Genomic DNA, 23,182 nt, shown 5'->3' on the forward strand with positions numbered 1-23,182 from the left:
TCATTCGCAGTTTCAAATCAACCAGATACGCCGCTTTTTTTCAAGCCCTCCATACACCACTTTCAGTTATAACTCTTTGTACAGATAGTTTGTCTGAAACTTTTTTCGGTATCGGGATATTTTTCCCCAGCTTCTTTATGCTTCCACCCAAACACTGGAAGCAAAATTGAGGGGATAAACTTAAATGCTCTTGGTGATGGCTCCATATGGAAGAGTGTAACCAATGATGTTGTGTTCTTTTTCTGAGCTTTCAATTCCCATTCTGCCGCATTTGGTAAAGGTAAATTGTTTTCCTCTATACCTAATAAATCTTCAAGAGTATTGCCAACCCCACCATCATTATTTTTGCGTCCTGTTGGAATCCAGCCCTGGGTACGGATAGTTTCCAATGCTTCAATGAGGCTTTCTTTAGTATATGTTTTCATTTTAATTCCCGAGAATCAAACAAGGTTGCTTGTTTTACTGATTGTTTAGCTATTTTGGGTTTTGATACAGACATTGGATCATTTAAGCGCTTTTGTGCCATTTCACAATATTCTGGAGAAATATCAATACCAATAAACTGCCTACCAAGTTTTCTTGCCACTAAAGCAGTTGTCCCAGACCCCATAAATGGATCTAAAACAGTTTCTGCATTAGTTGATGAAATAATCCTATCAATCAAAGCCTCAGGGAAAGGAGCCGGATGTTGATTTTTGCTTTCTTGCATAAATTCCCATACGTCGCCATAAGCATTGGCTTTTTTTGCAAGTTTAAATTCCGGTTTTGCTATCAAATAAACTACTTCATATGTTGGAAGAAAATATCCGGGGTTAAAATTAATACCCCCTTTTCTTCTCCAAATGATAATCTGCCTTACTGGAAAATCTGAAATAATATCATTTCGATCTTGCAGTAAACCTGCTTGCACACGCCATTTGTGGTTGTAAAATATAGCTCCATTTTCAGGTATTATTCGTAACATTTCTGTCAAGCAATCTCTTTGCCATTTCGAATATTCATCATGTGGCATATTATCATTGTAATGTGAGTACCCATTTATTAATGCCATCTTTCATTCCATTCCCAGTAGAATTTTTCAGATTATATGGAGGCGAAGTAACAACTAAATCAATACTGCCATCGGGGATTTTTTTCATTACGTCAACAGTGTCCCCACAAATAAATTTATCGAGAAAATCATCAGGGCACTTCTTACTTTCTTTCTTACTCATATATTTCCTTTGTTATACGGCCATTGTTTTTGACACATAACGTTTGAGCTAACCCGCGAGGAAAAGACTGCTTCCAAAATTAGAGCAGAGATTCCGAGTCTGGTTGAGCGACTTGTTGGCCCTTGACTTGTTAAAAATATGGAGCATCTTTTTCTTCTGGCTCCCATTGATGAATTAGTGTTACCCACGCTTTAGAGTGAAAGCCATTCAGAAACTCACTTCTCTGCATTTCCGATGCGCCTGTTTGTTGAATAAGCGTTTCCCGCAAAGGGTGATGGCTAGAAATAAGAAATTCGTTTCTTCTATGAAGCCTCTCCAGAAGTCGGATGGTGGGGATACGATCAAATTTACCGCCCGCCCCTCGATTGCATTTCTGGCAAGACAGTACAAGATTCCATATACCATCAATTATGCCACTGAAGCCCTGCTGCTTTAAAGTATGCGGAAAGAAGTGATCAACATCGGGATATAAGGAGCTTGATACGTCAATATAAATATCTGTAAAACAATAGAAGCATTTTCCTTTTTGATACCCATTCAATGCATCACGACTTCCGGTAACTGACTTTCTTCTTTTCCGTTTATCTAATGCAAATAGAGATTCAGAGTTTTTATCATAGCCAATCGAAACAAGGCTTCTGGATACGCCTAACTCCCATGCTGTTTCTACAAGCCTCCATCGTGCTTCTACCTCTTGAGGTAAATTTACAAATTGCTGACGATTTAAAAGATTAGTAAATTCATCAGTAATACGGATGCCTTTATTTTCTTTGCGCTCATCAATATAGAAGCGCTTTGGTACCTCACCCTGACCAACTACATGAAAAGTATCAATGACATTGTTAAATCCATAACGAATTGTTACTTCTGTGAGTTCATCTTGAATTATCTCGCCAGAATTATATTTCCTGCATCCATCAAGCAACTTACTACTATTCGATGTCCCTTGTTTGTCTGAATTCTTTATATGTTCGGACAGATGCCTGGAATAGATTGGTGCAAGATCACCTAGCTTTATAAGCTCTCCAGATTTTGGTTGAAGTTCCAATAGTGATTTTGCCAACGCAAACTTATAACTGGCCACATTTCTACCAAAAAGGATTATCCCTCTCCAATAATCCTCTAGTTGTGGTTCTTTTGATACGAATGGCCTGGGCATGTAATCAATAATTTCCTTTTCCTGGTATCACATGCCTGACTCCACCCCTTGGGTTAGCAACATCTCCTTTTCTTCTTGGTATTAGGTGTATGTGACTATGGAAGATGGTCTGACCTGCAACTGCCCCAGAATTCATCCCGATATTAAAACCACCTACAGAATCATCCGCTGCAAGGATTTCTTCTCTTACGGCTCGTAGCAATGAATCACAACCAATCAGTTCATTGTTTGTCAGGCCAAAATATTCACCGACATGACGTTTTAGGACAATTAGTGAGTGCCGTTCAGTTACTGGAAATCCATCGGGTATAGCATAAGCGTACTTATTTTCTGCAATAATTCTTTCCTTTGGAATATTGCAGAATAGGCATTCTGTTTTTTCTTCTTCCATATGTTTCCTTCTGAGGGCTAACGCTGCTAATCAGCCGCGCGGCTTTTTTGCGTCGGCTGAATTAGCCTTGTTATACGTTTTGCAAGTCTTTGAGAGATTTACCATTCGCATTTACCCATGCTATGAGGCCGTTCGCGCTGCCGCCGTGAATTACTGCTGCTGCAGAACTGGGGCTTGAGAATTCAGTATCTTTAACAAAAACGTGTTTGTCACCTTCTTTAACAAGCCCTCCTTCTTCGATTAGCTTGTTCCTTTGAGCCATGACACTTGGCCATTTTTTGGCAGAGCCACGCTCCTCGAGTACTGCTTCTGACGTTGCTAAGACCACAATCCCATTGGGCGTCAGGTAGCCAGAGGCAACAACGTTTTTGATTTTGCATGTGAGCATTTCTTTTTCCGCTTCACTTTCAACCTTCGATGCAGCTTGAACAAATGCCTCAATTCCAAGCACCGGCAGAACCTGCTGCATTTTTTCAAGAAATATCTCCATGTCCTCTCTATCTGATTCTGGAAGTTTTGCGCCACTACCTTGGCTGTTCATAACAACTGATCTATCAGCAGATTTTGCTATTTCAATTAATCGGCCCTCAATATACCGAATATGCGCCTTGGTAAGATTTTCATCTTTCGATATGAAAAAAGCGACATTGTTCCAGAAGTCTTTTGATAAATGGCTTTTAATTCGATCTCCAATACTTTCAGCTTCACCAATGTAAATTGCGCTTTTGTTGGTATCAGGATCTATGCCCGTAAGGAAATAGACACCTGGGCTTAGTGATTCTTCACGCTTCAAAACTTTCTCAAACTCGCTTCTGGGACCTGCTACAGCTTTACCCGTCCAATTGGAAAGCTCTGCGGTTCTCAAACGTTTTGGATCTCCAAATGCAAGAAATATTTTTAATGTTGCCGTTGCCATAATTTTATCCTATGTATAACAGTTATTTTATTCACCCGAGCCAAGAGTATTCGACTAAGAAACAAGAGCCCTTCTTGCCACTTCAGCGATTGTGTCCTTCGTGATTCCACGCTTCTTGCAATAGTCGGATTCGAGCCAATCGGAAAGCTTCTTGGCGCCTTTGCTCGCATTGCACGAGAAACAGCATCTGGCGATGTTTTCCCGATTGATTATTCTAGCGTCATTAACAATGTGTTCCCATGTTGCTGTAGCTTTTCTTGACTCTTTCGATGACCCAAATTCAATGCGACAATAGACGCAGTTCCTGTCTCGGTCATTGACCTCTCTTTCTAACCAATCAGGGATGTTCCAATTATTCACTTCAAGCCTTCTCTCTTCCGCTTCCTCAAAGGGCGTATAACTTGTTTTTATACTGATTATTATTCCACATATTAACGCTATAACATTATTATATGGAAATTGTTCTGTGTATTAAGTTACTATATGCGGAACAACGTACAGAGACAATTATTCACTTCTTTCTTAGACCGATAGAGTTGTGTATGCCATACAAGCGGGCAAAAGTCAAAGAGAAATATGTTCCGAAACCGGGGAGGCTGATGAACCAGGTTCGGGAGACGCTTCGCTATCATCATTATGCACTTCGCACCGAAAAGAGCTATGTAAGTTGGATCGTGAAGTTCATAAAATTTAATGGGACCCGACATCCGAAGGAGATGGGGAAATATGAAATTGAGCGCTTTTTAACCCACCTTGCCGTCAATCGACATGTGGCGCGTTCAACACAAAATCAGGCGATGCATGCCATCCTGTTTCTGTATCGAGAGGTCTTGCAAATCTCGATGGATGACAAGCTTGATCCGGTACGGACAACGAAGCCGAAACGGCTTCCAACTGTTCTGAGCCGAGATGAGACCGCCAGACTGATAAAAGCCCTTGAGGGGACCCATCAATTGATGGCGAAACTCCTCTACGGGAGCGGGATGCGCCTGATGGAGGTCTTGCGATTACGCGTCCATGATCTTGATTTTGACAACAAACAGATTCTTGTCCGGGACGGAAAAGGGAACAAGGACCGCTCGACACTCCTGCCCGAACCCTTGCACGGTATATTGAAGGTACATCTTGAGCGGGTAAAAACCCTACACAAGGAAGATATCAAAATGGGATATGGAAAAGTAAATCTTCCAGATGCCCTTGCGCGAAAAATTCCAAGTGCAGCCAAGACCTGGGGATGGCAATATGTCTTCCCATCAAAAATCCGTTCAAAAGATCCGCGTAGTGGCGTGATACGTCGCCACCACATTCATGAGTCGGCCCTGCAAAAGGCGGTTTCTTCAGCGCGTGAACGTGCCGACATCACTAAACGGGTCTCCTGCCACACCCTGAGGCATTCTTTCGCGACGCATCTTCTGGAGTCCGGAGTGAACATACGTGTGCTTCAAGAGGTATTAGGGCACAAGGACGTCACGACGACAGAAATTTACACACATGTTTTGAGAAAAGATCTCAGCGGGATAAAGAGTCCACTTATTGGGTTGGGGGTCTGAGAGAGGAACAGGGTTGAACAAAGAAACTATTCTTGAACAATTGAATCAGAAATCGGACCATCCGCTTCTTTTGAAGGAGTTGATGCGGCAGCTCGATCTTCCAATGGAGGCCCGCAGGGAGGTCAGAGATCTTCTCCAGACCTTGATTCAGGAGGGGATGATCGTCAAGGTTCGGGGAAACCGCTACGGTCTTCCGGACAAGATGAACTTGGTTTCTGGGCGCCTGAAGGGACATCGGGACGGCTATGGTTTTATCCTTCCAGAAGAGGAAGGGGAAACAGACGTCTACATCGCGGAGCGCCGCATGAATGGGGCGATGCATGGGGATCGGGTTGTCGCCCGAATTGAAGGCTTCAAGTCCGGTGGGCGGCGCGAAGGGTCTATCATCCGGATTCTCGAACGGGCACATAAAATTCTCGTCGGACGGTTTGAGGTGGGACGCCGTGTTTGTTTTGTTCTTGCCTCGGATAAACGGGTTCGCCAGAATCTCCTGGTTTTGCCTGAAAATACCTTGTCGGCCAAGAACGGGGATGTCGTATCGGCCCAAATTCTGGTCTATCCGAAAGACGGACGTAACCCGGAGGGGAAGATCGTCAAGATCCTTGGAAGACCGGATGATCCACGTATCGATACGGAGATTGTCATCTCCTCCTGCGGTCTTTCTCGGAATTTTCCAGAAGAGGTCATGGGGGAGGCGGCCCATATAGAAGACCGGGTGACCCCGGCGATGTGTGAGGGACGGGTCGATCTCCGCGCGCTCCCGACGGTGACGATTGATGGAGAAAAGGCACGTGACTTTGATGACGCCATCTCAATTGAAAAGACGACTCAGGGCGGGTATCGCCTCTGGGTTCATATTGCAGATGTCGCCCATTACATCCCGCAGGAGACTGCCCTGGACCGGGAGGCCTATCAGAGAGGGACCTCGGTTTACTTCCCGGATACGGTGGTTCCTATGTTCCCGGAAAAAATATCAAATGGTATCTGCAGCCTGAAACCGAAGGAGGACCGCCTTACCCTGACCGCCGAGATGGAATTTGATGCGGCCGGGAATCAGGTCGGTGAGCGGCTCTACGAAAGTGTGATTCGAAGTGATGAACGCATGACCTATACCGCCGTTGCCAGGATATGTGAGGACCGCGACCGCGAGACCCGGTTACGCTATGCCGCGCTCCTGCCGCAATTCGACGGGATGCTGTCGCTTGCGATGCAGCTCCGAAAAAACCGCCTTTCACGCGGGAGTCTCGATTTCGATCTCCCGGAGCCGGAGATCATTCTAAATCTAACGGGGGAGACGATTGATATTATCCGTGAGGAGCGAAATGTTGCGCACCAGATCATCGAAGCGTTCATGCTCGCCGCAAATGAAACCGTCGCCGGCTATTTGACGGATCGGAACATACCGCTCTTGTATCGGATTCATGAAACGCCCGATCCCGACCGGATTTCTGATTTTAACGAGTTGATCAAGGTTTTCGGTTATACGCCCCGCAAGCTTGAAAGGATTCAGCCCAAAGAGCTCTCAGAGATCCTGGAAGAGGTTAAGGGGAAACCGGAGGAACGCCTGATTCATCAGGTCCTCCTTCGGACGATGAAACAGGCGCGATATTCGGCCGAAAATAAAGGCCACTTCGGGCTTGCCTCTGAGGTCTATGCCCATTTTACCTCACCCATCCGGCGCTATCCCGATCTGGTTGTCCATCGCTTATTAAAGCGGGTCATGAAGGCTCCGATGCAGGCGGTGGAAAAAGAAGCCTGGAACGTGCGACTTGTGGAGATCGCCCAACACACCTCTCGCCGGGAGCGCATTGCCGTCGAGGCAGAACGGGATGTGATTCAGAGAAAGAAGGTGAAATTTATGGCAGATAAGGTCGGAGAATTTTATCCCGGTTTTATCTCCGGAGTCGCCCCCTATGGTTTCTTCGTAGAGTTGGAGGATTTTTTTGTAGAAGGGCTGGTTCATGTCAGCGCGCTGCATGACGATTATTACCACTACGATGAGGGTCGGCATTGCTTTATCGGGGCCAAGCGCCGCCGCCAATTTCGCCTGGGGGACCCGGTCCGGATCTGTGTAGAGAAGGTCGATCTGGAGAACCTTCAGATCGACTTCAGCGTCGTCGAAGAAAAGAGGCGAAAACAACCTGCTGCTTTAAAGAAAAAAGTTCCTGGGCGGCGTGGAGGGAAGCAAAAAAGGAGCAAAAAATCCAAACCTGGAAAGAAGAGATAAGGACCCATGTGCTGAAGATCCCAAAAAATATTTTGGATCAGATGATTTCCCATGCCCAATCAGACGCACCCTTTGAATGTTGCGGGCTCCTGGCGGGAAAAGAGGGGAAGATTGAGGAGATATACCCTATAGCAAACCTGCCGGCGGATGATCCGAAGATTGCCGACATGCAGGTCCCTCAAGACCGGCGTTTTCGTTATGTGATGGACCCGAAAGAACAGCTTAAGGCCTTTAAGGCGATGCGGAAAAACGGGACCGAACTTTCAGGGATCTATCATTCTCATCCCCACTCCCCCGCCACCCCCTCTGCCACGGATGTCCGGCTGGCCTTCTATCCAGAGGTCACTTATCTGATCATTTCTTTGGAGATAAAAGAGAAACCCGAGGTCCGGGGTTTTCAGATCGTGAATGAGAAGATTACTGAAATAGTGATAGAAGGCCCGTGAGCCAGCCGCTTTTCTTTACGCGGTCGATCCCGATGATCACGCCATCCTCTTCGGTCGCCAGCCAGAGGCCGCTTGTTTTTGTGGGTAAGACCGCGTTGACCTGTTTTTCAAAGGGCTCCCCTTGATAAAGCAGTGCGAGGTGCCAATTTTGTCCCTTGTCCGGACTCCAGAAGAGGCCCCGGTCTGATCCGGCATAGAGAAGGTTCCGGTTACGCGGGGACAGAGCCAGGGATAAAATGCGGGTCCCCTCAGGGAGGGTCCCTTCAAGCGCTTTCCATTTTCCTTCAATATCCCCAGCCCAGATATCGTGATCGGTCGCTGCGAGAACTTGGCTTCCCTTCCCCCAGACGGCGAATTTGAACGAGATCTCGGGAGGCGTCGTGATCTGCATCCACCCCGTATTGTCTTGTGATGGAAACACCCATATTCCGCCGGTGGTTACGGCAAGGACCCCAGCCTTGCCATCAGACATGCGGATGACGGGTTCGGCGGGGATCGAGTCAATGCGCTCCCAGGCACTGCCGTCTTCAGCGTATTGAAAAAGTCCTGCCGCCGTTCCGACATAAACCCGGTCTGCCGCATCGACCCCGATCGAAAGCGCTTCTGCCGGGAGATCCGGTTTGAGACGCTCCCAGCGATGCCGTCCAAGCTGTCTTTGGTAGGTGCCGTCGTTGGTTACAATGTACAGAAAGATCTTTCCTCGCGCCATGGCCCGGACAACAAGGTTCACCAGACCGATGTTGTCGGAGGCCCACATGTCCCGGAGGTTGACATAGGTTCCCTTTCCTTCGGTTCCAACCGCAATCCCTTCTGGGCCATAATCCAGGGTCCGAATCGGGGAAATAAGCAAGCCTTGATGAAGGTCCTCCCATGACGCTGAAATTCGACCGCGAAAGAGTCCTTCCTTGGTTCCCGCGTAGAGCGTGCCGTCTTTACGCGCAATGAAGGAGTGGATATGAATATTGCTTAAGCCCTCGCCTAAAGAGGTCCAGAAGGCACCTTCATCCTTGCTATAGAAGACCCCCTCGCCCGTCCCGGCATAGAGGGTGCCTGCCCCATCGACCGAGAGAGAGCGGATCGAAAGATTCTTCAAGCCGGCATTTGCCGTTTCCCACGTTTGGCCCCCATCCTGACTTCTGAAGATTCCTGCACCCAGTGTCCCGACAAAGAGGGCCTCATCCCGGCCCAGGACGAGGGCACGGACGATCCTTTCCTCTACCCCCCGGTAGTGAAAACCCCGAGTCATTTGAACCCACTCTGCCTCACCCGGTTTCCGTCTGAAAAGGCCTCGGCCCTGTGTGGCGGCAAAGAGGGTTCCATCTTTCGTGGCGACAAGATCCCGAATCATAACATTCGACAATCCCTCATTAAAGGCTTCCCAATGTCCCCCCTCATTCCGGCTGACATAAACGCCCCGACCGGTTCCGGCAAAGAGGCGCCCCCCCGGCAGGGTGAGCATCGACTGAACCTCGCTGTTCGGCAGGCCATCGTTGGCAGAGACCCAATGATCCCCGTTGTCCCGGCTGATGAACAGCCCGGCCCGGATCGTCCCCGCAAAAAGTCTCCCTCCTTCCAGACGTGTTAAATTGACGATGAACTTGTCTTTTAGGCCACGATTGGCCGGTTTCCAGCGTATGCCGCCATCTTGACTTCGGAAGAGACCCTCCCCGTAGGTGCCGACAAACAGGGTTCCATCGGAACCGACTTCAAGGGTCTGGATGACGCCGATGCCAAAGGGGCCCTGCGTTGGGTAGAGGGTGACACCTTTTTCTGGAGGAAGGTAGCCGGGCTGCAGCTGGATAGGAACCGCGAAGGGAAAAGAGAGGGGCTCCGGCTTGTTCAATGAAAAGAAGGCTCCCGCTGCAAGGATTAGTAAGAGGAAGATTATGGCAAGCTTGCGTACACTCATCGCTTAATTCCCTTCCGATTCTTGTTTCTCAGAACGTCTCAGTCGTCCGCCAAAGAGGCGGACGGCAATGATGCCGACTTCATAGAGAAACAGAAGCGGAACGGCCATCATCAACTGGTTGAAAATATCGGGCGTCGGCGTGATCACTGCGGCGATCACAAACGCGCCGATCACGGCATACTTCCGGTTCCTGGAAAGGAAGTCGGGTGTGAGCAAACCGAACTTTGCCAGGAGGATCATCACGAGGGGCAATTCAAAGATGAACCCGGAGGCCAAAAGAAGCCTGAGATTAAAATCAATATACATCGAAACCGAGATTCGCGGCGTCAACCCGCTTTCCCTCCCATAATCGATCAAGAACTTGAGGGCGAACGGGAGGGCAAGGAAATAGGAAAAAGCCAGACCGAGGGAAAAAAACCCGACCCCGAAAACGAGAAAGGGAAGGAAAGCCCCCCGTTCATGCGGCAGGAGTCCCGGGGCAATAAAGCGCCAAATTTCATAGAGAATCACTGGAAATGCACAGAGAAAACCGACAAAGAGCGAGATCTTCAGGTCCGACCAGAAGGCCTCTGCCGGGGAGAGGAAGATCAGTTCAGTATCGAGCGGTCTTTTGAGCCACGCAAGAAGCGTCCCTGAAAAATAAAAAGAAACTCCTGCACTGAGGATCAGGATGAAGAGCGATACAATCAAACGGGAACGGAATTCCTGGAGGTGGCCGGTGAAGGGCATCTCTGCCGCATCCTTAGGGCTGGCCGGTCTTTTCACCAGTGGATGCGCCTCCTTCCCCTGCTTCTCTTAGAGATTGAGAGGCCTCTTCCAACTCATCGTTAATCTTTTCCCCCTCCTTTACGATCTCCGACCGGACCCCTTCCGTCGCCCGCCGGATTTCATACCAGCCCTTCCCCAGGCTCCGTGCGAGGTCCGGGAGTTTCTCCGGGCCGATCACAACAAAGGCGATCAACAAAATAACAATCAATTCTGGAATTCCAATACCAAACATAGTCTCTTTCCCAGTTCTTCTCGCTAGTACTCAACACCCCGAAGGAGGAGAAACGGTCAAGTTGCCTGCAAGACAAGGCCAGAGGCCTATCAGGGCGATCGAGGCGTACGTCTGTACGTTGAGGAGCCTTTGCGGGCGATAACGCAGTATTACAGGCGGATGGGTCTCGCGTCAGCCATCGGCGGTTTCTTTAGAGATCTGTCTTTCGCGTAGCCTCATACCTCCGAAGCATCTGAGTCATGGTGTCTTTGGCGGCCAGCTTTTCCTTCTGATACCTCTTCCGTTGAAGCTCTTCCTGTGCGGACAAGGTCTTGTGACGATTCAAATCATGCAGCGACGCCTCCAGCGCATGGTGCTTTTTTTCCAGACTCCGAAACAGCCTGTTTGTCTCACGTAACTGATTAATCATCTGCGTCTCTTCCACCATTACGAACCCTCCTATTTGAGATACGTAAGGACCCTCTAAACAAATCAAAGACGGCGAGGGCAATAAGTTCATCCTGACCATCGACTGACTTCCGTTGATACCGTTTTCTCAAAATCAAACTGTAAAAGCAAGGCATTTTCTTTTGGCTTAAAATAATAGTTGCGACGAATGCCGATCTCTTTGAATCCGAATTTTTGATATAGGGCTAAGGCGGAATTATTCGAAGCCCGAACTTCCAGAAGGACTTTCGCCGTTTGTTGATCTCGGCCAATCCCCAGGACAAAAGAGACCAGGCTTTCTCCAATCCCATTCCTCCGGCATGCTGGGTGTACGGCCAGATTCAAAATATGAAGCTCCTCAAATACCAGGCTGAAAAGCACATAGCCGACGAGCTCTCCGCTGGATTTCTCTTCAGCGATATAAGACCGGGAATAGGGATGCTTATTAAACTCAGAGAGGAACATCCCTTTACTCCAGGGGCAGGGAAAAGAAAGCTCCTCAATCCTCATGACAGGATCGAGATCGCTTTCATCCATAGGTTTCAAGACGAAATTGGCGGATATCGATTTTTTTAGCATCATACGCCTTTGCCCTAGGCGGCATTCCTTTAAGGTGTTTGAGGTTTCCATCTAACTCGATCTTATTTTACCGCGACCGGCCTTCCATTTCAACTCGGCCTGAGGGGCGCGCATATAGAGGGGGACGGCCTGCTCATGCGAGCACACCTCCCCCTTCTCAAGCAGAAGCAGTCCCCGTTCCGCCACCTGTTTCGCTGAAGGGAAAAGAGGGTCCTGAGACGGAAAGCGTGCACGCGGGCCAATGGTTTCGACAATGTACTTTTGATACTTCACCGCCCCATCACCGGCAAAGAGGATCTCATCGGTTGCCGGATCTGCCGATTCAAGGAGAAAGCGGTCGATCTCCTCCAAGGCCTTCCGGACTGTGGTGACCTGGTCGGGCCTGTGCCGGATGAGATTCTGCTGACGATAATCGAATAAGGACCAGTAAACCTCTTCCCGGCGCGCGTCAAGAATAGGTACGGTTAAACCTTTGGCTTCGGGAAAAGCGGCGGCGATCACTTCCATCGTCGGCACCAATACCATTGGGATATCGGTCCCCATGGCCAGACCCTTTGCCGTCGCGAGGCCAATGCGTAAGCCGGTGAAGGAACCGGGGCCGATTGAAACAGCGATGCCATCCAGATCAGACAATAAGATCTTGCTCTCCTTCAGAAGTCGGTCAATGGCCGTCAGGAGCTGTTCGGAATGCCGTGCCTCTGGCTCAAGATGGCACACACTGATCAAGCCCGCTTCGTTCATCAGGGCAGCACCCCCTGCCAGGGTACTGGTTTCAATCGCAAGTATCTTCATTTGTAACGACTTATCTCACCCATCTAAGACTCCATGGCAGCGTTGCTGCGGTGCTTCAATCCTCACGTATAAACCATACCTTGCGGTTCTGCGCTCCTCGCGTCTTGTCCTGAAGCCTTATTCAGGAGACCTGAAGAGTTACTTTTATTGATTCTTTTCGCTCGGTTCATTCTGAGGTGGCGGTACCCAGGAAACCTCTCTGAAGTTCAGAGAGACCGTTTCACCTCCTGTTTCTCCACGGATAGAAAATGGAAAATGATGGCCTCCCACCTGCCGGTAATCATCCAGGAGGATGACGCCGCGTCGCAGACCTGTGCGGTCGAAGAGTTCAACCTTCTTTGCCCAAAACGCTGAGCGCTCAATCCAGACCTTTTCCTGGAGTCTGGCTCTGCCTTGTTCGACCGTGAACAGGTAGAGGATAAAAAGATCGTCTCCCTTTTCGAGGGCAGGGATGACTGATTCCGCCACATGTGGAACCCCGCCCCGCTTCACCCATTCCAGGAGCTCAAGTGATGCGAAGGGGATTTCTCTGCCAGCCATCTGGTCGAGTTCATCGAGAGGGGCCTCAAGCCGCCTATTCTCTGACGGTATCCTTAAAAAAAAGGTCGAATTTTGCAGATGAAGCTCGAAAAGGGTTCCCCCGAAGAGGTTAAACCCTCGAACCAGGGTCGTGTCCTTTTCAGAATGCCAACTGGCCAGAAAGCTGTGTCCCCCCTGATGTGGGCGCTGTGTCTTAACCTTCATGAGCGCCTTGATGCCGAACCCCGCTTTCATGCGGTTTTGATAGAGCTTGAGGAGTCCTTCCAACGAGGTATCTTTCTTGACGGTCGTCGGTGTTGAACGAACTTGTTTCGTGCAGCCGTAAGAAAGAAAGAGCAAGACCAATATCCAGAGGAGACGATTCTGTTTCCGGAGGCCTACCGTGCCTTCTTTGTCGAATCCACCTTGGACACGCATGTGCTTTGAAAGTCCTACCCTGGTTGAGGAAGCTCACCCAAACGCTTTTTAGGAGCGTATCGGCTTTATTATATCTTAAAGCGGAGGAAGTTAAAATAAAATTCAGGGATCGATGGAATGGATCCGGAGTCGCGTATAATTCAAAATAGCACTTGATAATGGTCCTGACTTATCTTATCTTGGGGACTCTAGGCAAGGTTTCACTTGCCAAGGTTGATAAAGGAAGCTCTGAATAAGTCATGAATTATTTTTTCAGGGCAAGAATGTCCCGCTTCTGCGTTGCAAATCTTGAACACGCATAACTAGCGTACGGAGTTAGCGAGCGAATACAGATAAAGATCTTTTTCGTTTCGGGTTGAAGAATCCTCGCCTTTAGGGCATGGTTCTTCCAAATAGCGGGCTATTCGCTGTGATTTGCGTCTTGAATCGAAACATTTTATCTCCTGAAAAACTCAACCCAGACTTAATCAGAGGTTCTTAAACTTACTTTAAGACGATATATAAGGAGAAACAGGGTGAGCTATATCCGCTTTGAAAAGCTGTCGGGTCCGGTTTATCCGGCCTATCTGGTTGTCTGCGAATATTCTATCGCGCTTGACCCCGATCTGATTCAGTCTCTGACGGAGATCGCAACGGGGGACCCGGCCCCTTTTCTCGAGAATCTTGTTCAGAAGGTGGGAACAAACCGATACCTCAAGGAAATGATTGAGGAGGGAATCTCTAAGGAAGGGGAAGCCGCAGCACTCGCGACGAGGCTGCAAAGAGAACTCAGCGCCCTCTGAATACCTTAGGAACATCTGAATAAGTCATGAGTTATTTTTTCAGGGCACTTATGTAACGCTTCTGGGTTGAAAATCTTGAAAGTAGCAGGCTATGGCTTCGCGAGAACCATCCTCTACGATTTGCACCTTGAATCGAAACATTTTATCTCCCAAAAAATTGAAGAAACCCTCCAGCTTGCTGGAGGGTTTCTTCAATACAAGTGGAGCTTTACTTCGGATAAGCCCCGCCAGCGGAGTCGAGCAAAGCGAGTTTACTGTTCTTATGCGCACCAACCCAGACTTAATCAGAGGTTCCCTTGCGGGGTTGCGCTCTTCGCCCCTCTGCTGGAAGAAAAACGGTGGTAACCAGAACATTTACTTTTGTCCTTCCCTTATCGTTCTAATCTCTCGCAAAATATAGCGGGCCAGCTCGGTCTTAAGCATTTTGGACAGGGCTGTGATTTGGCCATCCCGGTCGATTAATTGAACGATATTTGTCTCTACATCAAACCCCGCGCCCTTCTGGGTGACATCGTTTGCGACAATCAGGTCAAGCCCTTTGTTCTTGAGTTTAAGCTGCGCGTTTTGAATCAGGTCTTCGGTTTCGGCGGCAAATCCAATAAGAATCTGCTCTTTTTTTTTGGAGGAGAGTCTCTTTAAAATATCTTCGGTCTTTTGTAGCGGGATCGATATTGGCGTCTCGGTTTTTTTTATTTTTTTTGCCGAGATATTCTTGGGGGTATAATCACTCACAGCGGCCGCCATGATGACGACGGTGGCCTGGTCAAAATAATAGTCAACCGCTTTTTTCATCTCTGCCGCCGTCTCCACCGAAAAATATTCTACCCCTGGAGGCGGGGAAAGCGCTGTCGGGCCGCTGATCAGGATGACTCGTCCTCCACAGCGATGTGCGGCATCCGCCAGAGCATATCCCATTCTTCCGGAAGAACGATTGGAGATAAACCGAACCGGATCAATCGGCTCCCGGGTCGGGCCTGCCGTGACCAGGATGACCTCATCCTTCAGGCTGATATCCCAGCCTTCCGGCTCCTTGTTTCCGGAGAGAATATCTATTACCCCCGCCACGATCAGCCCTTCATCGGCGAGTCTGCCTTTTCCTTCTTTTCCCGATGCAAGCGGCCCCACTTCAGGTTCAAGAATGTGGACGCCCCTAAGCCGTAAGCGCATGACATTTTCCTGGACAGCCGGATGTTCCCACATTCCCAGATCCATTGCGGGGGCAAGAAGTATTGGCGCGGTATTTGCGAGGAGGAGGTTTGATAAGAGATCATCGGCTAATCCGGTGGCCATTTTCGCGATAAAGTTGGCCGTGGCAGGGGCGATCAGGATGAGATCGGCTTCCTGGGCCAGCGTCAGATGGATGACTTCGCTGCGGGGGTCAAACAGATCGGTATAGATCGGGCCGTTGGACAGGACTTGCAGGGTCAGCGGAGAGACAAACCGGTGGGCCGACGAAGTCAGCACAACGCTCACCTCCGCGTCGGCCGCGCGCAATCGTCTCAGAATATGGATGGCCTTGTAGGCAGCGATACTCCCTGTGATCCCGAGGAGGATCTTCTTTCCCTTCAGCAATTGCGCCTCTTGTGATGTGCCCGGCCTGTGGAGGGGAGATCTGCGATTCCTTCACTCATTGTAACCGTTCAGCTTGCCGTGGGCGGCGCTTCAGCAAGTTGGATATTCAGGTTCTTTCTTAATTCGCCTGATAAGGCCTCTTCCCGTTCATCCAGGATCGCACGGGCGCGCTTCTCTTCACGAAGCCGATTGGCTTCGCGCTGCGCCTCCTGCGCCTCTTCTCCGTAAAGGATCTCCAGCCCCCCACTCACAACCTCCTCAACCGCGGTGGAGGTCTCCTTGACATACTGAATTTCCTGAAGGGTCGGCCTGTCCCCCTCCATGAGTTGTCTGGCCCGCTGTGCAGCAATGATGACGAGGCGGAACCTCGAACCTATTGTTTTCTTATCAATATCAATCGGAAGTGAAACGATTTCCATGGTACTCCTTTTTTGTTTTTATTTATGAATTTTGCAACTAATTTGCATGCCACTATTTTGCTTCAGGTCAAGGCGTGAGGAGCGCAGAACCGGAGCGTAGTCTTTTTACGTGAGGATTCGAGCACCACAACAACGCCGCTATGGAGGAATGGGTCTCGCGAAGCCAAAGAGGGGTGTGCCGTTAGTCGCCTCCGCCCTGATCCTGTTTTATGCTTAGATGCTTGATAAAAGTCTCCTCGATCCATGCGAGATCCATCTGTTTCATCTTAATCCGCTCTGCAATAATAACCGATTCCAGTTTTTTTAGCGCTTCGCTATACTCCACATTAACCACCAGATAGTAGTACTGCCGATAATTCCAAATCTCTTCCCGAGCCTTTTGAAGGCGCCTGGAGATCTCCTCGTTGGAATCCAGTCCTCTATCGAGCAATCGTTGCTCCAGGACTTCAAAGGATGGGGGCAGAACATAGATAAAGACCCCCTCACTGTAGTGTTTCTTGAGGATCATGGCCCCTTGAGTATCGATGTCAAGGATGACATCAATCCCCTGGTCAATCCGGTGACTTAATGATTCTCGTGACGTTCCATAAAAATGCCCATGGACCTTGGCCGATTCAATAAAATCATTCGTGTCAATCTTCTCCTGAAAGGCGGCCTCATCAACGAAGTAATAATCGACCCCATTAATTTCCCCCGGCCTCGGCTGGCGGGTGGTATGGGAGATCGAGTATTGAAGGTTCGCGACCTTTCTGGCAACATCTCTGCACAGGGTTGTCTTTCCCGCCCCGGAAGGGGCCGAGACGACAAAAAGGATGCCCTTTCTGTTAATATGTTCCAAATGTTACAAGTCTCCTCATCTTCTGAAAGAGATTGAGACCAAGACCGTCATGGAAAATAAGACGGGAAAGCGGTCTGATAAAGACTTACTCGATATTCTGAACCTGCTCACGCATTTTTTCCAACTCCCCTTTCAAGGCAACAACGTTGAGAGAAATGCTTGCATCGTTTGCTTTTGAGCCGATAGTATTCACCTCACGATTCATCTCCTGAATTAGAAAGTCAAGCGCACGGCCGACGGCTTCTTTTTTCTGCAACATCTTACGGAATTCGACGAGATGCGTCTTCAACCGAGACCTTTCCTCACTGATGTCGCAACGCTCGGCAAAGAGGGCAACCTCCTGGCTCAGGCGGACCGGATCGACCTGAAGGCCCTGAGAAAGTTCCGAAGCACGTTTTTTCAAGCGCTGGTGATATGCAGAGACCACGCGCTTTTCACAACTTTCGATCTGAGAGAGTATGCTGGAACAGGTCTGAAGGCGCCCTGAAAATTCTTTTGCAAGGGCTTTCCCTTCTGCCCGGCGCATCTTTCCAAGTGATATAATGGCACGGTCCAAGGCTTTTTCAAGGGCCTGAACCAGGGGTTCAATTTCTTCACGGGGCTCAACAACGGCAACGATTTCCTTAAAGCGGCTCAGCAGACTGATGTCTATTTCGCCGGGAAGATGAAGCTTCTGCTTCATCTTTTTTAAAATGCGATAATAGGTCTCGGCCGATTCAAGATCAAGCGTTAAGCGTTTCTCAGGCTCCGGTGACCCGAAGGTATTGACGGAAAGTTCAATGTGTCCCCTCGAAAATGCGCCCTGGAGCCTCTTCTTAAGCGTGTCTTCAAGGAGCATCAACTGTTTCGGAAGCCGAACAACAACATCGCAGTATCGATGGTTGACTGATCGAAGCGCGAGAACAAAAGAACGATCCTTAACATGTCCTTCCACTCTTCCATACCCAGTCATACTTTGGATCATATCGATACCTTTGGACTCAAGATATAAACGAGAATTATAGCGGGTTAAGTCCAATCTTGTCAATTATCGGACTTGACGGCACTTTCATTCATATGATAATGGTGAGGGGGACCAAAAGAGTGACAGGTGGATGGATCCTGCCACTTAAAACGCCCATGATATAATAAGGCATTATGTCAGATGTGCTTATCATTGAGAAAGCCCGCCGCAGAGCGGCGAGGATTACGCTCGCTAATAAGTGTTCAACGTGGAATGAAAGACTTTCTGTAAAGAGAGTCTCCCAAGGGAAGGTGTTGCTATGACAGAGAAGATCCTCCTGGAAAAAGCAGAGGGAGGCTACATTGTGGCCGACGCGAATGCAGACCCGAAGGGTCCATCAGATCTTTGGATCAATAAGGCTGTTTTCAGCGATTTTGCTTCTGCCATGGAAGAAATTCGGAGAAGACTTCGCGTATCAGACATTATCGCATCACAAGAAGGGAAGCTAACCCTGTAGCATCCCTGTGCGCTCTTCAGGTTCTTTCCTCGGATCGCGGACTGGTTCGTCTTCTTCCAAGGTCTTTTCTTAAAATCCCCTATGGTATTATCTTCTTCCGTCCTCTTGGGCGCCCCGGTTATTCCGCTTCGATTGACATGCCATCGCTTATTTATTAAGCTCCATTACATCTAAATAAAAATATCTCAGACACAGGCGGAAGGGCTGATTGGAGATGAGAAAGAAACCGATTTCAGAAATCTATCATCAGGAAACAAAATACAATGAGGCGGAGATGGAAAAGCATCAAAGGCCTCTCGACTGGGCAAGCACGCCTTCCCCTTTCAAATCCTATCACAGTGACAAGAAAATCGACCTGATGTCTTATCTCCCTTTCAAGAACAATCCTTTCACGGGAGAGGCGATGGCTCCGGTGGGAGAAGAAGCGTATGCCTCTGGCTTGGGACCGATATCCCGGCTCCTTTACTTTACAAATGGCGTGACCGGAATTCTGAAATATCCCCATGGACAATCAGTGGTTCTGCGCGCAGCGCCGACGGCCGGAGGCCTTTATCCAACCGAGATTTATCTTGCGATCCGGAAGATGCCAAAGATAAATGACGGGATCTATAACTTCCAGGTAAAGGATCATTCTCTCGTACCCGTATGGGAAGGGGATTTTTGGGATAAGATCACGCAGTACTGTCTTGGCCATGAAGCCCTTGGCCAGTCAAACCTCCTGATGATCATGACAGCGGTCTACCAGAGAAGCGTCTGGAGGTATCGTGAGCGGGCTTATCGGCGGATTCTTCTGGATACCGGCCATGTTCTTGGAAACGTAATCGCCTACGCCCCCGAAGGGGGGTTTTCCCCCTATCCGATCGGTGGTTTTATTGACCCTTTTTTAAACCACCTCCTTTTCCTGGACGAATCCAAGGAGGGGGTTTTAATGGTAATTGCCTTGCCCCAGGGAAAGAGCCTGGATCCTGATAAGATCAAGTCGACGCCAACGGCAAAATCCCTGAATGAACGGGTGGAAGAAGAGAAGATGCCGGAGCTTTTTCATCGCCTTCATCATACCTCATCTATTCTGCCTGTGAAAAACATGCAAAGGTCGCCTGCCGAGCTTCCGGAAGCGGCACGTCTTGACCTGAGAATGGAGCCTGCGGTCGAGGATATTTCTGTCGGCCTGGAGGAGAAGCGGGCGGTGTTAAACGAGTCCACCCTCATGCCGAGTCTGCCGATCGAATGGAAAGAGGGCGTGGGACATACGATTCTTCTCCGTCGATCAACACGTGTTTTTTCCGGAGAGGCCCTCTTAAAGGATGAATTGGCTTCCATTCTGGAGTACGCTTATCTTCCTCTAAAATTTCGTCCGCCCCCTCTTTTTGATCCATCGCTTCTTGAGACCTACCTGGTGATTCAGAAAGTGGTCGGGTTCGCAGAAGGGATTTACCATTATGCCCCTCTGGAGCGGGCGTTCAGGATGACCCGTCCGGGAGACTACCGTAAGCTGACATGGCATTTTTGCCTGGGACAAACCCTAGCGAGAGACGCGGCCGCCCTGGTGATTCATGTCGCTCACCTCGGAAAGGCCCTGGAGCGGCATGGCGACCGCGCCTACCGGTACCTCCACCTTGATGCTGGCCATATCGGAGAACGGATGAATCTCGCGGCCATCCAGCTTCAATTGGGGGTCAGCGGCATCGGCGGATTTTACGACGATGAAGTCAATGCCCTTCTAGGCTTGTCTCTCGATCAAATTATTGTATATATTACGACCCTGGGGAGACCCCTCGCCGAGGCGAAGGGGTAGCTTTACTAAGGATGGAGGTGAAGGGTATGGCCGAAGTCAAGTGCATGCGATGTCTTCAGACGCGGGCAGAAATTGAAGGGCAGCCTTACGGCGGGAAGGTCGGAGAAGAACTGAAATCGAAGGTTTGCGATGTCTGCTGGAAGGAATGGTATGAGAACTCGATCAAGATTATCAATGAATATAAGCTGAACCTGAGGGACAAAACTGCGCGGGATTTTCTGGCAACGCAGATGAAAATCTTCTTCAAGATGATACCGGCTCCAGCCGAAGGTCTTAAGCTCCCTGAATAGTTACTAAAGAAACCTCTGAATAAGTCATGATTTGATTTTTCGGGGCACTTATGTCCCGCTTCTGCGTTTCAAATCTTGAACACGCATAGTAAGCGTGCGGAGTTAGCGAGCGAATCCCGATTAAAGATCTTTCTCGTTTCGGCTAGAAGAATCCTCGCCTTTTGGGCGTGGTTCTTCTAGATAGCGGGCTATGGCTTCGCGAGAACCATCCTCTGCGTTTTGCGCCTTGAATCGAAACATTTTATCTCCTGAAAATTTTCCCCAGACTTAATCAGAGATTCCCAAGAAATGAAACAGGAAGGACAAGTCCCGGAAAACCGTCGTCGTGCATTGGTGATCATCAAGCGCCTCGAAAAAGCCATTCCCATCCCTGAGACCGCGCTTCACCACAAGAGCCCCTTTCAACTCTTGGTGGCCACGATCCTTTCCGCCCAATGCACGGATGCACGCGTTAATCTGGTTACTCCCCCCCTCTTTCAACGATATCCGACGCCGGACAATTTTTCGAAGGCCCGGCTTGAAGATCTGGAAACCCTCATTCGGACGACCGGATTTTATAGGAACAAAGCAAAGAACATCGTCGGGTGCGCCAAGGCGCTTGTTCACCAATTTAAGGGTCAGGTCCCGAACAGCATGGACGCCTTGCTTACCTTGCCGGGCGTCGGACGAAAGACGGCAAATGTTGTGTTGGGGAGTGTCTTTGGAAAGCCGGCCGTGGTCGTCGATACCCATGTCCGCCGCGTCGCAAAACGGCTTGAACTGACAAAATCAAATTCTCCAGACCAAATAGAGATTGATCTGGGACGGCTCCTGCCCAAGAAAAAATGGACCTCCGGGGCACATCGGATCCTGCTCCACGGTCGGCATGTCTGCACCGCACGGAAGCCCCACTGTCTGGAATGTTCTCTCTTTAAGCTCTGTCCGGCAGAAGAAGAAAAAAGGCGGGCCGTTGAGGGATCTCTGGAGACACGGTGACCCGGCGGGTTGTTCCTACGCTCCCGTAGAAAATAGAACCTCCAAGGCCTCTTCTATGTGGGAGACTCCGACCGTTTCGACTGAATAATCGGCTTCTCCCTCCGTTTGCAAGGTCTCCTCATTCCTTCGGGGAAGAATGCAACGCTTGAATCCTAGCTTTTCCGCCTCCCGGATACGCGGGAGGGCCTGCTGGATGCCGCGAATCTCCCCCGCAAGGCCGACCTCGCCAAAGAGGACTGTCTCCGCGTCGATCGGCTTTTCCCGGAAGCTGGAGCAGACCGCCGCGAGGATTCCAAGGTCGATTGCCGGCTCACTGATCTGAATCCCGCTGACCACGTTGACAAAGATGTCCTGGCCCGATAGTTGAAGTCCCGCCCGCTTCTCCAGGATAGCCAGCAACAGAGAAACCCGGTTGGCATCGACCCCGAGCGCCATCCGGCGCGCCGTCCCCAAGTATGATGTGCTGACCAGGGCCTGAAGTTCGACCAGCATGGGACGCGTCCCTTCCTGCGCGGCAACAACCACTGAGCCCGAGGCATCTCTGGGTCGCTCAGACAAAAAGAGACCGGATGGATTTTCGACCTCGATCAGGCCGGAGCCCTTCATCTCAAAGAGGCCGATTTCATTAGCCGAGCCAAAGCGGTTCTTCACCGCACGAAGGACTCGATAGGAATGGCTTTTGTCCCCTTCAAAATAAAGAACCGTATCCACAATATGTTCCAGGACACGAGGACCTGCGATCGCCCCATCCTTGGTGACATGTCCGATAATAAAAACAGCGACCCCGGCTCGTTTCGCGTAAAACATCAGTTGGGATGCGGTTTCCCGAATCTGTGTCACACTTCCCGGGGCAGAACTGAGCTGGCGGGTATAGATCGTCTGGATCGAGTCGATGACAATTGCAACCGGCGCGAGGGCCTCTGCCTGACTGACAATCTCTTCCAGGGCGGTTTCTGCCAGAACATAAAGATAGTCGGATGAAATCCCCAGACGCTCGGCACGAAGCTTGATCTGCATCGGAGATTCTTCGCCCGAAACATATAGGACTTTTCCGCGACCCTTTCCGATCTGGTTGAGAGATTGCAGGATCAGTGTCGACTTTCCGATACCCGGATCTCCGCCGATGAGTATCACCGATCCGGCGACGACGCCGCCCCCCAGGACCCGGTCGAACTCCCGCGATCCGGTCCTGGATCTCGGTTCGGATGCAATATCGATCTCTGAAATCGGTATCGGCGCATCTCCTCCGCCATCGGCCCGTTCCACAGAGATCCAGCGGTGATCCGCCTGATCCGCCTTTACCGGTTCAACGCGCTCCTCAACGAGAGAATTCCATGTCCCGCAGTCCGGGCACCGACCGAGCCATTTCGGCGATTGATACCCGCAGCCTTGGCAATAAAAAATTGTCTTGATCTTCGCCATATCCCCTCTTTTCTGGCCCCATACTAGTCAAACAATCGTCAAAACGCAATCAGGGCACCCATC

At 49.7% G+C, this 23,182-nt stretch carries 25 protein-coding genes and 1 pseudogene; 8 read left to right on the forward strand and 18 right to left on the reverse strand.

What is annotated here, in order from left to right:
- Window positions 1-62: 62 nt before the first annotated feature.
- From EYQ01_07620 to EYQ01_07645, 6 genes and pseudogenes are all read right to left on the reverse strand, one after another.
- Entirely contained in the window at window positions 63-425 is a 363-nt protein-coding gene (locus EYQ01_07620; GenBank protein HIE65664.1) for a hypothetical protein, read from the reverse strand.
- Window positions 422-1,214, reverse strand: a pseudogene (locus EYQ01_07625) (site-specific DNA-methyltransferase). The gene EYQ01_07620 and the pseudogene EYQ01_07625 overlap by 4 nt, the downstream one beginning before the upstream one ends.
- A gap of 130 nt (window positions 1,215-1,344) precedes the next feature.
- Window positions 1,345-2,373 (reverse strand): HNH endonuclease, encoded by a 1,029-nt coding sequence (locus tag EYQ01_07630; protein ID HIE65665.1) that lies wholly within the window; start codon window positions 2,371-2,373, stop codon window positions 1,345-1,347.
- Window positions 2,374-2,377: 4 nt separating this feature from the next.
- The gene (locus EYQ01_07635) at window positions 2,378-2,764 is read right to left on the reverse strand and encodes an HIT family protein (GenBank protein HIE65666.1); all 387 of its coding nucleotides are present in this window, start codon (window positions 2,762-2,764) and stop codon (window positions 2,378-2,380) included.
- Window positions 2,765-2,834: 70 nt separating this feature from the next.
- The gene (locus EYQ01_07640) at window positions 2,835-3,680 is read right to left on the reverse strand and encodes a GIY-YIG nuclease family protein (protein ID HIE65667.1); all 846 of its coding nucleotides are present in this window, start codon (window positions 3,678-3,680) and stop codon (window positions 2,835-2,837) included.
- A gap of 54 nt (window positions 3,681-3,734) precedes the next feature.
- Complete coding sequence (locus tag EYQ01_07645; GenBank protein ID HIE65668.1) at window positions 3,735-4,040, reverse strand: HNH endonuclease; 306 nt, start codon at window positions 4,038-4,040, stop codon at window positions 3,735-3,737.
- Between the two features lie 239 nt (window positions 4,041-4,279).
- Between EYQ01_07645 and EYQ01_07650 the strand changes: the two genes are divergently transcribed.
- From EYQ01_07650 to EYQ01_07660, 3 genes are read left to right on the forward strand one after another with little or no spacing between them, the layout of a single operon-like run.
- The gene (locus tag EYQ01_07650; protein ID HIE65669.1) at window positions 4,280-5,230 is read left to right on the forward strand and encodes an integron integrase; all 951 of its coding nucleotides are present in this window, start codon (window positions 4,280-4,282) and stop codon (window positions 5,228-5,230) included.
- Window positions 5,214-7,457: a ribonuclease R gene (gene rnr / locus EYQ01_07655; GenBank protein HIE65670.1), complete on the forward strand. Its 2,244-nt coding sequence runs from the start codon at window positions 5,214-5,216 to the stop codon at window positions 7,455-7,457. The genes EYQ01_07650 and rnr overlap by 17 nt, the downstream gene beginning before the upstream one ends.
- Before the next feature lie 41 nt (window positions 7,458-7,498).
- Window positions 7,499-7,903: a M67 family peptidase gene (locus tag EYQ01_07660; protein HIE65671.1), complete on the forward strand. Its 405-nt coding sequence runs from the start codon at window positions 7,499-7,501 to the stop codon at window positions 7,901-7,903.
- On the opposite strand, the gene EYQ01_07665 is transcribed toward EYQ01_07660, so the two are convergent.
- The 7 genes from EYQ01_07665 to EYQ01_07695 form a co-directional block, all read right to left on the reverse strand.
- Window positions 7,875-9,812, reverse strand: coding sequence for a hypothetical protein (locus EYQ01_07665; GenBank protein HIE65672.1), 1,938 nt, complete (start codon window positions 9,810-9,812; stop codon window positions 7,875-7,877). The genes EYQ01_07660 and EYQ01_07665 overlap by 29 nt on opposite strands.
- A 3-nt stretch (window positions 9,813-9,815) precedes the next feature.
- The gene (tatC, locus tag EYQ01_07670; protein ID HIE65673.1) at window positions 9,816-10,541 is read right to left on the reverse strand and encodes a twin-arginine translocase subunit TatC; all 726 of its coding nucleotides are present in this window, start codon (window positions 10,539-10,541) and stop codon (window positions 9,816-9,818) included.
- A gap of 13 nt (window positions 10,542-10,554) precedes the next feature.
- Window positions 10,555-10,812, reverse strand: a complete 258-nt coding sequence (locus EYQ01_07675; GenBank protein ID HIE65674.1) for a twin-arginine translocase subunit TatB — start codon at window positions 10,810-10,812, stop codon at window positions 10,555-10,557.
- Between the two features lie 190 nt (window positions 10,813-11,002).
- Entirely contained in the window at window positions 11,003-11,320 is a 318-nt protein-coding gene (locus EYQ01_07680; GenBank protein HIE65675.1) for a DUF465 domain-containing protein, read from the reverse strand.
- Entirely contained in the window at window positions 11,308-11,868 is a 561-nt protein-coding gene (gene rimI, locus EYQ01_07685) for a ribosomal-protein-alanine N-acetyltransferase (GenBank protein ID HIE65676.1), read from the reverse strand. The genes EYQ01_07680 and rimI overlap by 13 nt, the downstream gene beginning before the upstream one ends.
- Window positions 11,869-12,609 carry a tRNA (adenosine(37)-N6)-threonylcarbamoyltransferase complex dimerization subunit type 1 TsaB gene (gene tsaB, locus EYQ01_07690; GenBank protein HIE65677.1) on the reverse strand — a complete coding sequence of 247 codons (741 nt, stop codon included), beginning with the start codon at window positions 12,607-12,609 and terminating at the stop codon, window positions 11,869-11,871.
- Window positions 12,610-12,753: 144 nt separating this feature from the next.
- Complete coding sequence (locus EYQ01_07695; protein ID HIE65678.1) at window positions 12,754-13,566, reverse strand: hypothetical protein; 813 nt, start codon at window positions 13,564-13,566, stop codon at window positions 12,754-12,756.
- Window positions 13,567-14,081: 515 nt separating this feature from the next.
- Between EYQ01_07695 and EYQ01_07700 the strand changes: the two genes are divergently transcribed.
- Complete coding sequence (locus EYQ01_07700; GenBank protein ID HIE65679.1) at window positions 14,082-14,348, forward strand: hypothetical protein; 267 nt, start codon at window positions 14,082-14,084, stop codon at window positions 14,346-14,348.
- 354 nt (window positions 14,349-14,702) lie between these two features.
- Here EYQ01_07700 and coaBC read toward each other — a convergent pair whose 3' ends face one another.
- The 4 genes from coaBC to EYQ01_07720 form a co-directional block, all read right to left on the reverse strand.
- Window positions 14,703-15,920 (reverse strand): bifunctional phosphopantothenoylcysteine decarboxylase/phosphopantothenate--cysteine ligase CoaBC, encoded by a 1,218-nt coding sequence (coaBC, locus tag EYQ01_07705; GenBank protein HIE65680.1) that lies wholly within the window; start codon window positions 15,918-15,920, stop codon window positions 14,703-14,705.
- A gap of 68 nt (window positions 15,921-15,988) precedes the next feature.
- Window positions 15,989-16,339, reverse strand: coding sequence for a DNA-directed RNA polymerase subunit omega (gene rpoZ, locus EYQ01_07710; GenBank protein ID HIE65681.1), 351 nt, complete (start codon window positions 16,337-16,339; stop codon window positions 15,989-15,991).
- Between the two features lie 181 nt (window positions 16,340-16,520).
- Entirely contained in the window at window positions 16,521-17,168 is a 648-nt protein-coding gene (locus EYQ01_07715; GenBank protein HIE65682.1) for a guanylate kinase, read from the reverse strand.
- 94 nt (window positions 17,169-17,262) lie between these two features.
- Window positions 17,263-18,141 (reverse strand): YicC family protein, encoded by an 879-nt coding sequence (locus EYQ01_07720; GenBank protein ID HIE65683.1) that lies wholly within the window; start codon window positions 18,139-18,141, stop codon window positions 17,263-17,265.
- A 298-nt stretch (window positions 18,142-18,439) separates the two neighbouring features.
- Between EYQ01_07720 and EYQ01_07725 the strand changes: the two genes are divergently transcribed.
- The 4 genes from EYQ01_07725 (at window position 18,440) to nth (ending at window position 21,697) form a co-directional block, all read left to right on the forward strand.
- Window positions 18,440-18,637 (forward strand): hypothetical protein, encoded by a 198-nt coding sequence (locus EYQ01_07725; GenBank protein HIE65684.1) that lies wholly within the window; start codon window positions 18,440-18,442, stop codon window positions 18,635-18,637.
- A 214-nt stretch (window positions 18,638-18,851) separates the two neighbouring features.
- Complete coding sequence (locus EYQ01_07730) at window positions 18,852-20,432, forward strand: SagB/ThcOx family dehydrogenase (protein ID HIE65685.1); 1,581 nt, start codon at window positions 18,852-18,854, stop codon at window positions 20,430-20,432.
- A gap of 11 nt (window positions 20,433-20,443) precedes the next feature.
- A complete protein-coding gene (locus EYQ01_07735) occupies window positions 20,444-20,722 on the forward strand; it encodes a hypothetical protein (protein HIE65686.1) in 279 nt (92 codons plus the stop codon).
- Between the two features lie 288 nt (window positions 20,723-21,010).
- A complete protein-coding gene (nth, locus tag EYQ01_07740) occupies window positions 21,011-21,697 on the forward strand; it encodes an endonuclease III (protein ID HIE65687.1) in 687 nt (228 codons plus the stop codon).
- A gap of 15 nt (window positions 21,698-21,712) precedes the next feature.
- On the opposite strand, the gene radA is transcribed toward nth, so the two are convergent.
- Window positions 21,713-23,119 carry a DNA repair protein RadA gene (gene radA / locus EYQ01_07745; GenBank protein HIE65688.1) on the reverse strand — a complete coding sequence of 469 codons (1,407 nt, stop codon included), beginning with the start codon at window positions 23,117-23,119 and terminating at the stop codon, window positions 21,713-21,715.
- Window positions 23,120-23,182 lie beyond the last annotated feature (63 nt).

It is taken from the genome of Candidatus Manganitrophaceae bacterium, from assembly GCA_012960925.1.
Lineage (GTDB): Bacteria > Nitrospirota > Nitrospiria > SBBL01 > JAADHI01 > DUAG01.